The organism is Peterkaempfera griseoplana (assembly GCF_001418575.1).
Taxonomy (GTDB): Bacteria; Actinomycetota; Actinomycetes; order Streptomycetales; family Streptomycetaceae; genus Peterkaempfera; species Peterkaempfera griseoplana.
The window spans coordinates 1-11,892 of sequence record NZ_LIQR01000367.1 but is presented as its reverse complement, the minus strand read 5'-3'; the positions used below and the strand labels follow the sequence as shown (position 1 = coordinate 11,892).

The following is an 11,892-nucleotide window of genomic DNA, read 5'->3' as shown; positions in this document are numbered from 1 at the left end:
GGCGGGACGGCGGGGGCACCCCCGCCGGGGCGCTGCTCCTGGCCCGTCACCCCGGGACGGCGGCGGCTGTGGAGAGGCTGCTGTCCGCCTGATCGGCCGGTCCGGGCCGGATGAACACCTGCGGTCCCGCCCTGGGTGCGGCGCATTGCCGACCCCCCGGTCCGGCCGCGCTCGTTCACCGCGGGCTGCGGCTGAGCGAAGGCCGGAGCGCGGTCGGCCGCGCCGCACACCCCGTCGAGGAGAGCGATCGGACCGCGTCGGCGTGGGCGTGGGCCGGCGGCCACTCCCCCGGAACGCCGGGCCGAACGACTCACCCGGGCCGTTCGGCCCGGCCTCCGTCCCGCCCCGGCACGGCCGACGCCCCCGCAGGCCGGGGTGAGGAACGGTGGTGCTTCAGGCGGTGACCTTGGCGATGAACGCGGCAAGGTTCCCGACGCTCCGCTGGATCTTCTCCTCCAGGGTGAGTGACTCATGCAGCCGCCCGCCGGCGCCCGCGTCCTTCGCGCCCCGGACGTAGAGCGGGCAGGCGAGGTCGCTGCACATGTAGGCGCCCACGGAGTTGCCCTGCTGTCCGGCCTTGCCGGCCTTCGGGGCGACCATCAGCGAGACGCCTCCGGTGTGGGTGGTCGTGCATATCGAGCACATGTTGCGCCGCGCCTGCCAGGAGGCGGGGCTCGGGCAGCGCAGGGCGAGTGCCACCGGGCTGCCGTCCAGCTCGGTGGCGATGTAGGCCCGGCCGGGGGACTGGGGGTCCCGCCAGCCGAGGAAGTCCAGGTCGCCCCAGGGCCGCTCGGCCAGGTCGCGGGGGACGGACAGGCGCTTCGCCTCCCCTTTGGTGCAGTTCACAAACGCGGTGCGGATCTCTTGCTCGGTCAGCTGTCGCATGGACCGCAGGCTAATTTGCCTAAAGCTATTAGGCAAGTGCAGAATAGTCATAGCCGAATGGGAGGAAGGTTATGGTTCGAGCAGGGCTGACCCCGGAGCGCCTGACCAGGGCGGGCGCGGAGCTGGCCGACGAGGTCGGCTTCGAGCAGGTGACCGTCTCGGCGCTCGCCCGGCGGTTCGACGTCAAGGTCGCGAGTCTGTACTCCCACCTGAAGAACTCCGAGGACCTCAGGACGAGGATCGCCCTCCTCGCCCTCGAGGAGCTCGCCGACCGGGTCGCCGCCGCCCTGGCCGGGCGCGCCGGCAAGGACGCCCTGGCCGCCTTCGCGGACGCCTACCGCGACTACGCCCGGGAGCACCCCGGCCGCTACGCCGCCGCCCGGCTCAGGCTCGACCCCGAAACGGCGGCCGCCAGTGCCGGCGTCCGGCACGCGCAGATGACCCGGGCCATCCTGCGCGGCTACGACCTGACGGAGCCCGAGCAGACACATGCCGTACGGATGCTGGGCAGCGTCTTCCACGGCTACGTCAGCCTGGAGCTGGCCGGGGGCTTCGAGCACAGCGCCCCCGACTCCCAGGAGTCCTGGGCGTGGATCCTGGACTCCCTCGACGCCCTGCTGCGCAACCGGTCCACAGCCTGACAAGCAGGAGGACGCGCCGCAGGAGCGCGGCCGGCCACCCGCCCACCAGGACATCCGAGAGCCGGAACAGTCAGAAGAGTCGGAACAGTCAGAACAACCTGATCAACAGGCTGAGGCAATGCACACAGAGCACGACTGGATCACCACCCCTGTCACCACGGACATCCTGCGCGGTTTCCTCGACGTGGAGCAGACCGCGCAGGGCCTGCTCCCGCACCGGCTGCCCGCCCGGGCCCGCCGGCAGATCCCCGACACCCAACTGGCCACAGCCGAGGCCCAGCCCTCCGGCGTACGGCTGGCCTTCCGCACCCGGGCCACCACCGTCGAGCTGGACACACTGCCCACCAAGCGGGTCTACCAGGGCCTCCCGGCCCCGGCGGACGGCGTGTACGACCTGCTGGTCGACGGCCGCCTCACCGCCCAGGCCACGGTGCCCGGTGGCAACGTCCGCATCATCACCGACATGATCACCCAAGCCTCCGAACTGCGCGAGGGACCTGCCGGCACCGCCCGGTTCAGCGGTCTGCCGGCCCGCGACAAGGACGTCGAGATCTGGCTTCCGCACACGGAGATCACCGAGCTGATCGCCCTGCGCACCGACGCCCCCGTCGAGCCGGCGCCGGACAACGGGCGCAGGGTCTGGCTGCACCACGGCAGTTCCATCAGCCACGGCTCCAACGCCGCCCACCCGAGCGCCATCTGGCCGGCCCTGGCCGCAGCCGACGGCGGAGTGGAGCTGATCAATCTGGGGTTCGGCGGCGGCGCGCTGCTCGACCCGTTCACCGCCCGCGCGATGCGGGACACCCCCGCGGACCTGATCAGCGTCAAGATCGGCATCAATATCGTCAACACGGACGCGATGCGTCTGCGTGCCTTCGGCCCCGCGGTCCACGGCTTCCTCGACACCATCCGCGAGGGACATCCGACCACGCCGCTGCTGGTCCTCTCCCCCATCCTGTGCCCCGTCCAGGAGGACACCCCCGGCCCACTCGCGGCCGACTTCGCCGGGGGGACCCTGCGGTTCAGGGCCACCGGCGATCCGGCGGAGCGCGCCGCCGGGCGCCTGACGCTCAACGTCATCCGCGACGAACTCACCCGGATCGTCGGGCAGCGCGCGGCCGACGACCCGCACCTCCACCACCTGGACGGCCGCGACCTCTACGGCGAGCGGGAGTACGCCGAACGCCCGCTCCCCGACAGGCTCCACCCTGATCCCGCAGCACACCGCCGCATCGCCGAGAACTTCGCGCGGCTCGTCTTCGGCGACGGCGGCCCCTTCGCCGCCGAGGCCCGCTGACCGGATCACCGGTGCGGACGCCCGGCCGGGCCGTGCAGCGCGGCCGTCGCCCCCGGGCTCACGCCCAGGGCAGTGACCACGGCCCGCGAACCACACCTCGGGCGGGAAGATCACCGGCTGCGCGCGGAGCACTAGCCTGCGGACATGACTCTGTTCCGCGAGGCCGGCCCCGACGACTTCGGACATGTGATGCGCCTCTACCGGCAACTGCACCCGAAGGACCCCGTGCTGCGTGACGGCTCCGACGCGGCGGCCTTCGCGCAGATCCTGGGTTCGCCCGGCCTGCACCTGTTCGTCCTCGAAGTCGACGGTGCCGTCGTCGCCACCACGTACCTGAACCTGATCCCGAACCTCACCCGGTCCGCATCGCCGTACGCGGTCATTGAGAACGTCGTCGTCGACGAAGCTGTGCGGGGCACGGGTCTGGGGAAGCAGATCATGGCCCGCACGCTCCAGGCCGCATGGGACGCGGGCTGCTACAAGGCGATGCTGCAGACCGGCTCGCGCACGCCCGCCACACACGCCTTCTACCGGGCGTGCGGCTTCTCACCCGACGCCAAGACGGCATATCTCGCCCGTCCGTCATGAGGCCACGACCAGGCGCCGGGCATGAAGACCACGGTCCACGACCGGATTCCCAGGGCCGGGCGGGACCCGTCTGATCAGCCGGACCTCGTCATCCCGCCCAGGGGGGTACGGCGTGCCGACACCCTGCGATGGCTGATCCGCCAGCCGTCAGCGGTGCGCACCACCGTGTCGTCGTAGGAGACGGAGCCGCAGGACCCGTCCGCTCGGACGCCCAGCCCCTTGGACCGGACCTGCACCCGGCCGTCCGCCGCCACCGTCACGACGACGTTGGTGACGTGGTGCGCCACGGGGTTGGCGGCCCCCAGCGCCCACGCCGCGTCGCGGATCGCCGCCACCCCGGACAGCGGTTCCTGCCCGTAGTCGGTGAGGTCGTAGACGACGTCGCCGGTGAACAGCTCCTCCAGCCGGTCGAGGTCTCCGTCGTCGACGAGGTGGCCGTGCAGCGCGACCAGTTCGGTGATGGCCAGGCGGTCCTCAGCAGTGAGTGACACATGCGTCCTCTCCGGGCGCGGCGCGACAAGGCCGGGCCGAGCGTCCGTCGTCAGCAGGGCCGCACCCGCCGAGCACCGCGACGAGCTCCGGCGCGTGCGGCGCGGCAGGGGCGGGCACCCGGCGATCGTCCCTCACCGCGGTCCGGCCCGCCACCGACTTCCGCAGCCGCGTCGTCGTCCCACCGGCGGCCGAGGCGCGCTGCGGGACAACCCCCGGGCCGTACGGTCCGTGAGCCCGCCCCCGCGGACTCGGCAGGGCGCCGTGTCCTGCCCGGGCGGGGGCCGGGCTGCGACAGCCGGCCGCGCACAGCGGCGCCGGAGGGGCGGCCTTCGCAGCCCCTCCCCCATGGCGAAACCGGGCAGAGGCGGGCGGCTTCGCCATGGGAACGCGGCTCGGCCTGGGGCCGTGCTCCGGGGGTGCCGACCGTGTCGTGGCGGGGTGTGCGGCCCGGCGGGGCCGCACAGTTCCTCGCCGGGCGGCAACGTCCGCGCCCGCTCGTCGACATCTGCAGGCAAGACAGCGACGTCAGTGTCTGCGTCTGTACCCCCTAACGCGAAGGTTTTGAGCCATGTCAGCACTGTCCCGGAGAAACTTCCTCGGCACCGCCGCGACCGTCGCAAGCGCGGCCGCCATGGGTGCGGCGCTGCCCGGCGTGAGCGCCGCCGCGACGTCCGGCCATGAGCAGGACCACCCCCACGGCCGCACATACGGCGACATCCGCGACATCAAGCACGTCGTGGTGATCATGCAGGAGAACCGCAGCTTCGACCACTACTTCGGTGCGCTCCGGGGCGTGCGCGGGTTCGGCGACCAGGCGACGATCAACCTGCCGGGGGGGAAGTCCGTCTGGGAGCAGCCGAAGACGCCGACGGAGGGGGCCGAGACCCAGTACCCGTGGCGGCTGAGCGGGGCGAAGTCCTGGAGCGGCGCGACCCCGCCGAGCGCGGAGCTGGGCGCCGCCAACTACGGCGGCACCGCCCACGGCTGGACCGACCAGCACGGCGCCTGGTACGGCGGTCTGATGAACGGCTGGTACTACGCCAAGGGCGGCCCGACCACCCTCGGCTACATGGACCGCAAGGACCTGCCCTTCCACTACGCCCTCGCGGACACCTACACGGTGGGTGACGCCTACCACTGCTCCGTGCTCAGCGCGACCGGCCCCAACCGCACCTTCCTGTGGGGCGGCACGATCAACGCCGACAAGAAGCACGGCAGCTTCACCGCCAACGACGGCGGCGACGAGCGCGGCAAGTTCCTGCCGTGGGAGTCCTACGCCGAGACGCTCCACAAGGCGGGCGTGAGCTTCCGCGTGTACCAGTGCGCGGACGACTACGGCGACAACGGCCTGGAGTACTTCAACACCTTCGCCAAGCTCGACCCCACCCAGGGCGGCACGGCGGCTCCCGGCAACGTCTACTATGACAACGGTGTCAAGAACGTCCCCGAGCCCGCCACCGGACTCGCCGGCAACGCCGACAACATCAACGCCGCCATCCGCGCCGATGTGGTCGGCGGCACGCTGCCGCAGGTCAGCTGGATCGTCAACAACCAGTTCTTCTCCGAGCACCCGGTCACCGCGCCCAGCAACGGCGCGTACTTCCTGCGCGGCGTCCTGGAGGCCCTCAACGCCGACCCGGACGTCTTCAACTCGACCCTGGTGATCATCAACTACGACGAGAACGACGGCCAGTTCGACCACGTCCCGCCGCCCACGCCCGCGCCGGGCGAGGCCGACGAGTTCGTCGCCGGCACCATGGGCCAGTACGGCGTGACCGCGCCCCTGCCGGTCGGTCTCGGCTTCCGGGTGCCGCTGCTCCTGGTCTCGCCCTGGACCCGTGGCGGCTGGGTGACCTCCGAGGTCTCGGACCACACCTCGGTCATCCAGTTCATGGAGAAGTGGACCACCGCGCTGGGCACTCCGGCGATCTGCCCCAACATCAGCGACTGGCGCCGCAAGGTCTGCGGTGACCTCACCGGCGCCTTCGACTTCACCTCGCCGGTGTACGGGCTGCCCCACCTGCCGGGCACCGGCGACCTGATCCCGGAGACGCGGTACACCCCGCTGCCGGGCGACAACACCATGCCCACCCAGGAGAAGGGCACCAGGCCGGCCCGTCCGCTGCCGTACCAGCCCAACGCCAACCTCACCGGGTTCTCCGGCGGTGCGGCGAAGCTGGAGTTCAGCAACGAGGCCCCGTTCGCCACCAAGGCGAGCCACTTCGCCGTCTACAACAACCTGGGTGGTTTCCCGACGCTGGCGGAGTACCCGGCCAGGTTCCCGGGCCAGTACACCGTCGCCGCCGGCAGGACCGCCACCGGTAGCGGCCCCGTCGGCGCCTCCGCCGGGGACACCGCCTACGACCTGACCGTCACGGGCCCCAACCGGTTCCTGCGCCGCTTCACCGGTGACACCGCGACCCCCGGTGGCGACCTCACCGTCGAGGCGAGCTACTACGACGGCAAGTCGACCGCGCGTCCCAAGCTCAAGCTGTGGCTGCACAACGACAGCCGCAAGCCGGTGACCTTCACCGTCCGGCACAACCAGTACATCTCCGGGGCTCCGCAGAAGGTGACTGTCGCCGCACACGGCAAGGAGGCCTGGGTGGTCAACCCGCTGTCGGTGAGCGACGGCTGGTACGACGTGACCGTCACGGCCGACTGCGACCAGGCCTGGTCGCAGCGGTTCACCGGCCACCTGGAGACCGGCAAGGCCAGCATCACCGGCTGACACCCCCGGCCCACACCGACGGCCTGCCATCCCGCCGTTCCGGAGCGCGCACCTCGCGGTCCGGAACGGCGGGGGGCCGGGCCGCATCCCGGATGCCGAAGGCACCGAAGGCACCGCGACGGCCGGGACGCCACCGCGAGCACCACCGGGGACGCCGGTACCGCACCGGCCGGCGCTCAGGGGAGCACCCGGGGGTGTCCCGCGCGGGATCCGCGCGGACCGGACGTCAGAGCAGGGTGAGGATGCGGGGTCCGTCCTCGGTGACGGCCACGGTGTGTTCGATGTGGGCGGCCCGGCTGCCGTCGATCGTCCGCAGGGTCCATCCGTCGGGGTCGGTGCGGTAGTCGTTGCGTCCTCCGGCCATGAGCATGGGCTCGATGGCGAGGGTGAGGCCGTGGCGCAGCGGGAAGCCGCGGCCGGGCCGTCCGTGGTTGGCGACATGGGGGTCCTCGTGCATCCGGCGGCCGATGCCGTGGCCGCCGAAGTCGGACGGCATGCCGCAACCTGCCTCGCGGGCGGCCCTGCTGATGGCGTGGGAGATGTCGCCGATGCGACGGCCGACGGTGGCCGCGGCGATGCCTGCGTCCAGGGCCCGCTGGGTGGCGGCGATGAGTTCCAGGTCGGCGGGGCGCGGGGTGCCGACGGTGAAGCTGGTGGCGGCGTCGCCGGTCCAGCCGTCGAGTTCGGCTCCGCAGTCGATGCTGACCAGGTCACCGTCGCGCAGGCGGTAGTCGCCGGGGATGCCGTGCACCACCGCGTCGTTCACGGAGGCGCAGATCACCGCGGGGAAGGCGCTGGGAGCGAAGGCGGGCCGGTAGCCCAGGAACGGGGAACGCGCTCCGGCCTCGGCGAGGACGGTACGCGCTGCCTCGTCGAGTTCGCGCAGCCGGACTCCCACGCCGGCCGCCGCACGGACGGCCGCCAGTGCTCGGGCCACGATGCGTCCGGCTTCCCGCATCGCCTCCAGGGCCGTGTCGGTCTTGATCTCCACCATGTGTCGTGACTCCCGCGATGCGATGCTGCCCAATACTTATACCGGTATTAGTATCACGGGCATGGTGAGAGTTCCTCTGAGTCCGCAGGAGCGGCAACGCGGAGAGCACTTCGGGCGGCTGCTCCGCGAGGCCCGCGGTGACCGCAGCATGGTCGAGGTGGCGGCCGCAGCCGGGGTGTCCGCCGAGACGCTCCGCAAGATCGAGACCGGCCGTGCCCCGACCCCGGCCTTCTTCACGGTGGCAGCCCTGGCCCACGCCCTGCAGCTGTCCCTGGACGACCTCGCCGCCGCCTGCGCGGAGGACACCGACGGCGGCGAGCAGGCCAAGTCGGCGTGACCGCCGGGCGCCGGGTCTACGGCTGCGCGGCGGACAGCCGGGCGGCCCGGCTGCCGGACCTGGCCGTCCCCCGGCACATCGCCGGTTGAGGCGGCGGCCACGGCCCTCCGCGCCCGGAGGCACGGGCGGTGACGGAACACATCGAGCCCGGCCCTGTCGCGGGCCGGGCTCGAAGGGGGACGCCTGTGGTCGTGGGCGGTCGGCGCGTCAGTGGGTGAAGACCGCGATGTTGCCCGTGAAGTACGACTTGTTGTCCGCACTCCTGATGGTTCCGTTGTTGCCGTCGGGATCCACCGTGAGGGTGAACGAGAGGCCGCTGCTCTCCACGTACGTCACGTGGTCGTTCGCCTTCGCGCACGACGGCTGTGTGGTCATCCCGGCGCCGATGGCGCCCGGGAAGGCGAAGGTGCCGGTCTGCTCCCCCCGGTGGAGGGTGCCGTTGGTGAGATTCCGGATCTGGAAGCACCCGGGGTTGGTGTTGCCGGGCGACCGCCCGACGCCGGCGCCGCCGGTTCGGTGCTCGGCGCCCTGGGCCGAACCCGCTCCGGTTCCGAGCGCGGCGAACGAGACGGCGGCCACAGCAGCGGCCAGAGTGAGTGTGCGGCTTTTCATGATGGTCTCCTCTTCCGGGAGTGGACCGGGATGAAAGCCCCCGCCTGCTGCGTTCCTATCACCGTTCAGCCGCTGGCCGCGGACGAGCCTCAGCCGCAGCGGAACCGACCGGGTGAACCTCCTGCTCCGGGTGGGGGAAAGAGGCGCCTGCGAGGTGTGGCCGGGGAAGAACCGCCGCCTCGACCGGCCCCGGCGACGATGGGCACCCACCACACGGCCCGGTTCCCCTCCGCGTCCGGCGAGAGCAGGGCCGGTTGCCGCCGCCCGGCATCCCCACCGCCGCCACCCGCCTCAGCCACGGCCGCCCACGCGCGCCGCGCTCGTCGCGGCGGCACCGCACGGCGTGCCGGTGACGTCGGGTCCCGTCAGCCTCCGACTACCCCGCCCCGGGAGCACCGCATCTCAGGCGCTGACACACCGGTAATGGGTCGTCAGCCGCCCGGCGTCGTCCAGCACATGGAAGGCGAGGGCGGGCGGCTGGTCGAGGTCGATGAAGTCCCGGGGGTGGGCGTGACGCTCCCAGGGAAGCCGGACGGTCGAGACGACCCCCGGCGCCACCAGCAGCGGCCTCCCGGCGAACGTGGTCGCCGCCGGGGTGTGCGCGTGACCGCACAGGAACGCCACCAGATCGGGGTGGCGTTCCGCGAGGGCGGCCAGCCGCTCGGCCCCGAACTGGCGTATGCCGTCGATGAAGGGCACATGGAGCGTGGCCGGCGGGTGGTGGAACCCGACCACCACCGGCACCCCGGCCGGGGTCCGGGCCAGGACGTCCTCCAGCCATGCCAGCGTCTCGTCCTCGAGGAAGCCCTCGTCCTTGCCCGGCACCGAGGAGTCGCAGAGAGCGATGACGAAGTCCGCGGTGCGGTGCACCTGGTTGACCGGTGCCGCCGATTCCGGCTGGCCCAGCAGGTGGCGGCGGAACGCCGGGCGCTGATCGTGGTTGCCGGGGCAGACCAGCGTCGGATGCCGGGACGCCAGCAGGGTGCGGGCCTGCTCGTACTCGCTCGGCAGGCCGTGATCGACGATGTCTCCCGTGACCAGGACCGCGTCGAGGTCGCAGGGCAGACCGTCGAGGTACTCCATGACGGCCCGGGTGCGCGCGATGCTGCGCTGACCGTCGTCGATGTGGGTGTCGCTGAGGTGGGCAATCACTATCACCGCTGTGGTCCCTTCGTGGCGGCGTACAGGATACGGACACGGGTGGGGACGACCGGCCGGGGTGCCCGCACGCCCCCACGTCGGCGCCGACCGGGAGCGGGACCGGCACGGGGTTCCGGTCCCGGGCGGGTCACCGGCCCCAGGGCGGCCCGGTACGGGTGCGGCCCCGGGCCGGTGGAGTCACCGCAGCGCTCCCGCGACCGCTTCGCCGACCGGTCGCGGTCTGGGGCTTGTCCGACAATTCCCGTCTGGCGCGCGACGCGCCCCCAGCCTGACGGCTGGGAGGTGCCCCCAGGCACGGCACCTCGCTGAGTTGTCGGAATCGACCGAGTACGCCAGTACGAGGTCGATCCTCCGCCTTACGATGCGCCTTCCTCACCCGCCTTCGGCGAGGAGGGGGCCCTGCACCAGACGCCGCGCGCCTTACCGGCGCGAATTGTCAGACAAGCCCTGGGGCCGGAGTTCCAGGTCCCGCCGGTACCAGGTGCCCTGCCTGCCGCCGATGTCGGCCGGGTCCGCCGGACCGACCGGAACGAACCCGGCGTTGGTGAGCACCTTCTGGGACGCCAGGTTCTCGCAGGCGGCGGCCGCCCGCAGCGTACGCAGTCCGTAGCGCGGCCCCGCCGACCGGCAGAGCTCCCGGACGGTCGCGGTCGCCACTCCGCGGCCGGCGGCGTGCTGTGCGACCCGGTAACCGAGATCCGCGGTGCCGTCGACCATGTCGACCAGGTTGAACCTGCCGAGCACCGAGCCGTCCTCGGCAAGGAGCACATGGAAGGCGCAGACGCCCGCCTCCTGCTCGGCCAGCAGGGCGTTGAACCGGTCGGTGAACTGCTCGAAGAAGGCGTCGCCGCGATCGGAGACCGAGGCGGCGAAGTAGGCGCGGTTCGCCAGCTCGAAGGCCAGGACCGCCGGGGCATGTTCGGCACGCAGCCGCGTCAGCTCGGGCACCGCCCGACTCTATCCGGACGGCACCCGGGAGCACCTCGGATTTCCCCTGGCCGCAGACCCCCCGAGCTGTCCGGACCACACCCCCGGCGGGCGGGCGGCGGGTCGGGGAGGGCCGCCGTGCGCACGGCACCCCGCGCCCCGGCGGACGCCGCCGACCGGCAGACCCGGACCGGCTGTCCGTACCAGGCCTCCCCGACCCGCGGCCCCGCCCGGCCTCCCCGACTCGCCGAAATGTTTCGCGATTGACACGACAACATTTCGCATGCTCTTCTGCTCCGCGTTCCCAGGCCGTTCGGGAGGAACCCCGGGGCCGCAAGCCATCGGGGGTCCGTGATGACCGTGCAGGTGACCGCGCCGACGACACCCGGGCAGATCGCCCGCGGCCGGGCGGTGGTGGCGGTGGCGGCCCTGGCCGTCGCGCTCTTCGCCTACGGCACCGTGCAGAGCCTGCCCGTCGGCCTGCTGCCGCAGATCGCGCACGGTCTCGGGGTGTCGCTCTCGTCGGCCGGACTGCTGGTGACCGGCTACGGGCTGGTGGTCACCGTCACGGCCGTACCGCTCACCCAGGCGACCCGGCACATCCCCCGCCGCCGCCTGCTCGCCACCCTGCTGGGCCTCTTCACAGCGGCCACGCTGCTCTGCGCACTCGCCCCCCGCTACGCCGTTCTGCTGACCGGACAGACCCTGGTCGCGCTGACCCATGCGGTGTTCCTGTCGGTGGTCGCGGTGACCGCCGCGGGCATGTTCCCAAAACCGGTCCGGGCCAAGGTCGTCAGCGCGCTCTTCGTCGGGACCTCCCTGGCCGGGGTGGCGGGCGTCCCGGCCGGGACCTGGCTGGGGCAGCAGACCGACTGGCGCGCCCCCTTCCTGGTCATCAGCGCCCTGGGCCTTCTCGCGGGCGCGGTCGTCGTCCTGCTGCTGCCCACCGGCCCCGCCGTCCAGAACCCGGCATCCACCGCCCCCCACCCCAGCCCCCCACGCTTCACCCTGCTGATGGCGGTCACCGTGCTCGTGGTCGCGGGCGTCTTCGCGCTGTACACCTATGTCTCCGTCTTCCTCACCCGGGCCGCCGGGCTCTCCTCACACGCCGTCAGCGGCGTCCTGCTGCTGAACGGGGTGGCGGGTCTGGTGGGCAACGGCCTGGCCGGTGCCCTGGCCGACCGCCGCCCCCGCACCGCCATGACCGGCGCCGTGGCACTGCTGACC

12 protein-coding genes are annotated in these 11,892 nt (G+C 72.5%); 6 read left to right on the top strand and 6 right to left on the bottom strand.

Annotation, left to right across the window (positions count from 1 at the left end; translation table 11 throughout):
- Positions 1-393: 393 nt before the first annotated feature.
- Positions 394-885 (bottom strand): FBP domain-containing protein, encoded by a 492-nt coding sequence (locus tag AOK09_RS26010; protein ID WP_055589681.1) that lies wholly within the window; start codon positions 883-885, stop codon positions 394-396.
- Positions 886-956: 71 nt separating this feature from the next.
- On the opposite strand from AOK09_RS26010, the gene AOK09_RS26005 reads away from it, so the two are divergent.
- From AOK09_RS26005 to AOK09_RS25995, 3 genes are all read left to right on the top strand, one after another.
- A complete protein-coding gene (locus AOK09_RS26005; protein ID WP_055589680.1) occupies positions 957-1,526 on the top strand; it encodes a TetR/AcrR family transcriptional regulator in 570 nt (189 codons plus the stop codon).
- A 118-nt stretch (positions 1,527-1,644) separates the two neighbouring features.
- Complete coding sequence (locus AOK09_RS26000; protein ID WP_055589679.1) at positions 1,645-2,823, top strand: GDSL-type esterase/lipase family protein; 1,179 nt, start codon at positions 1,645-1,647, stop codon at positions 2,821-2,823.
- A 144-nt stretch (positions 2,824-2,967) separates the two neighbouring features.
- On the top strand, positions 2,968-3,411 hold the full coding sequence (locus tag AOK09_RS25995; protein WP_063796074.1) for a GNAT family N-acetyltransferase: 444 nt from the start codon (positions 2,968-2,970) through the stop codon (positions 3,409-3,411).
- Positions 3,412-3,485: 74 nt separating this feature from the next.
- On the opposite strand, the gene AOK09_RS25990 is transcribed toward AOK09_RS25995, so the two are convergent.
- The gene (locus tag AOK09_RS25990) at positions 3,486-3,902 is read right to left on the bottom strand and encodes a nuclear transport factor 2 family protein (protein ID WP_055589678.1); all 417 of its coding nucleotides are present in this window, start codon (positions 3,900-3,902) and stop codon (positions 3,486-3,488) included.
- Between the two features lie 569 nt (positions 3,903-4,471).
- Between AOK09_RS25990 and AOK09_RS25985 the strand changes: the two genes are divergently transcribed.
- Positions 4,472-6,634, top strand: coding sequence for a phosphocholine-specific phospholipase C (locus AOK09_RS25985; protein WP_055589677.1), 2,163 nt, complete (start codon positions 4,472-4,474; stop codon positions 6,632-6,634).
- Positions 6,635-6,860: 226 nt separating this feature from the next.
- Here AOK09_RS25985 and map read toward each other — a convergent pair whose 3' ends face one another.
- Positions 6,861-7,628 (bottom strand): type I methionyl aminopeptidase, encoded by a 768-nt coding sequence (gene map / locus AOK09_RS25980; protein ID WP_055589676.1) that lies wholly within the window; start codon positions 7,626-7,628, stop codon positions 6,861-6,863.
- A gap of 61 nt (positions 7,629-7,689) precedes the next feature.
- Between map and AOK09_RS25975 the strand changes: the two genes are divergently transcribed.
- Positions 7,690-7,965: a helix-turn-helix domain-containing protein gene (locus AOK09_RS25975; protein ID WP_055589675.1), complete on the top strand. Its 276-nt coding sequence runs from the start codon at positions 7,690-7,692 to the stop codon at positions 7,963-7,965.
- A 207-nt stretch (positions 7,966-8,172) separates the two neighbouring features.
- On the opposite strand, the gene AOK09_RS25970 is transcribed toward AOK09_RS25975, so the two are convergent.
- From AOK09_RS25970 to AOK09_RS25960, 3 genes are all read right to left on the bottom strand, one after another.
- The gene (locus AOK09_RS25970; protein ID WP_157876041.1) at positions 8,173-8,577 is read right to left on the bottom strand and encodes a hypothetical protein; all 405 of its coding nucleotides are present in this window, start codon (positions 8,575-8,577) and stop codon (positions 8,173-8,175) included.
- A gap of 402 nt (positions 8,578-8,979) precedes the next feature.
- Positions 8,980-9,735 carry a metallophosphoesterase gene (locus tag AOK09_RS25965; RefSeq protein ID WP_055589673.1) on the bottom strand — a complete coding sequence of 252 codons (756 nt, stop codon included), beginning with the start codon at positions 9,733-9,735 and terminating at the stop codon, positions 8,980-8,982.
- Positions 9,736-10,158: 423 nt separating this feature from the next.
- Positions 10,159-10,686: a GNAT family N-acetyltransferase gene (locus tag AOK09_RS25960; protein ID WP_055589672.1), complete on the bottom strand. Its 528-nt coding sequence runs from the start codon at positions 10,684-10,686 to the stop codon at positions 10,159-10,161.
- A 333-nt stretch (positions 10,687-11,019) separates the two neighbouring features.
- Between AOK09_RS25960 and AOK09_RS25955 the strand changes: the two genes are divergently transcribed.
- The coding region (locus tag AOK09_RS25955) for an MFS transporter (protein WP_055589671.1) at positions 11,020-11,892 on the top strand (873 nt) is incomplete at its 3' end.

What these genes read in the sequence shown, in the direction of transcription:
- AOK09_RS26010 (WP_055589681.1), bottom strand. Translation starts at nt 885, where the DNA reads ATGCGACAGCTGACCGAGCAAGAGATCCGCACCGCGTTTGTGAACTGC.
- AOK09_RS26005 (WP_055589680.1), top strand. Translation starts at nt 957, where the DNA reads ATGGTTCGAGCAGGGCTGACCCCGGAGCGCCTGACCAGGGCGGGCGCG.
- AOK09_RS26000 (WP_055589679.1), top strand. Translation starts at nt 1,645, where the DNA reads ATGCACACAGAGCACGACTGGATCACCACCCCTGTCACCACGGACATC.
- AOK09_RS25995 (WP_063796074.1), top strand. Translation starts at nt 2,968, where the DNA reads ATGACTCTGTTCCGCGAGGCCGGCCCCGACGACTTCGGACATGTGATG.
- AOK09_RS25985 (WP_055589677.1), top strand. Translation starts at nt 4,472, where the DNA reads ATGTCAGCACTGTCCCGGAGAAACTTCCTCGGCACCGCCGCGACCGTC.
- map (WP_055589676.1), bottom strand. Translation starts at nt 7,628, where the DNA reads ATGGTGGAGATCAAGACCGACACGGCCCTGGAGGCGATGCGGGAAGCC.
- AOK09_RS25975 (WP_055589675.1), top strand. Translation starts at nt 7,690, where the DNA reads ATGGTGAGAGTTCCTCTGAGTCCGCAGGAGCGGCAACGCGGAGAGCAC.
- AOK09_RS25970 (WP_157876041.1), bottom strand. Translation starts at nt 8,577, where the DNA reads ATGAAAAGCCGCACACTCACTCTGGCCGCTGCTGTGGCCGCCGTCTCG.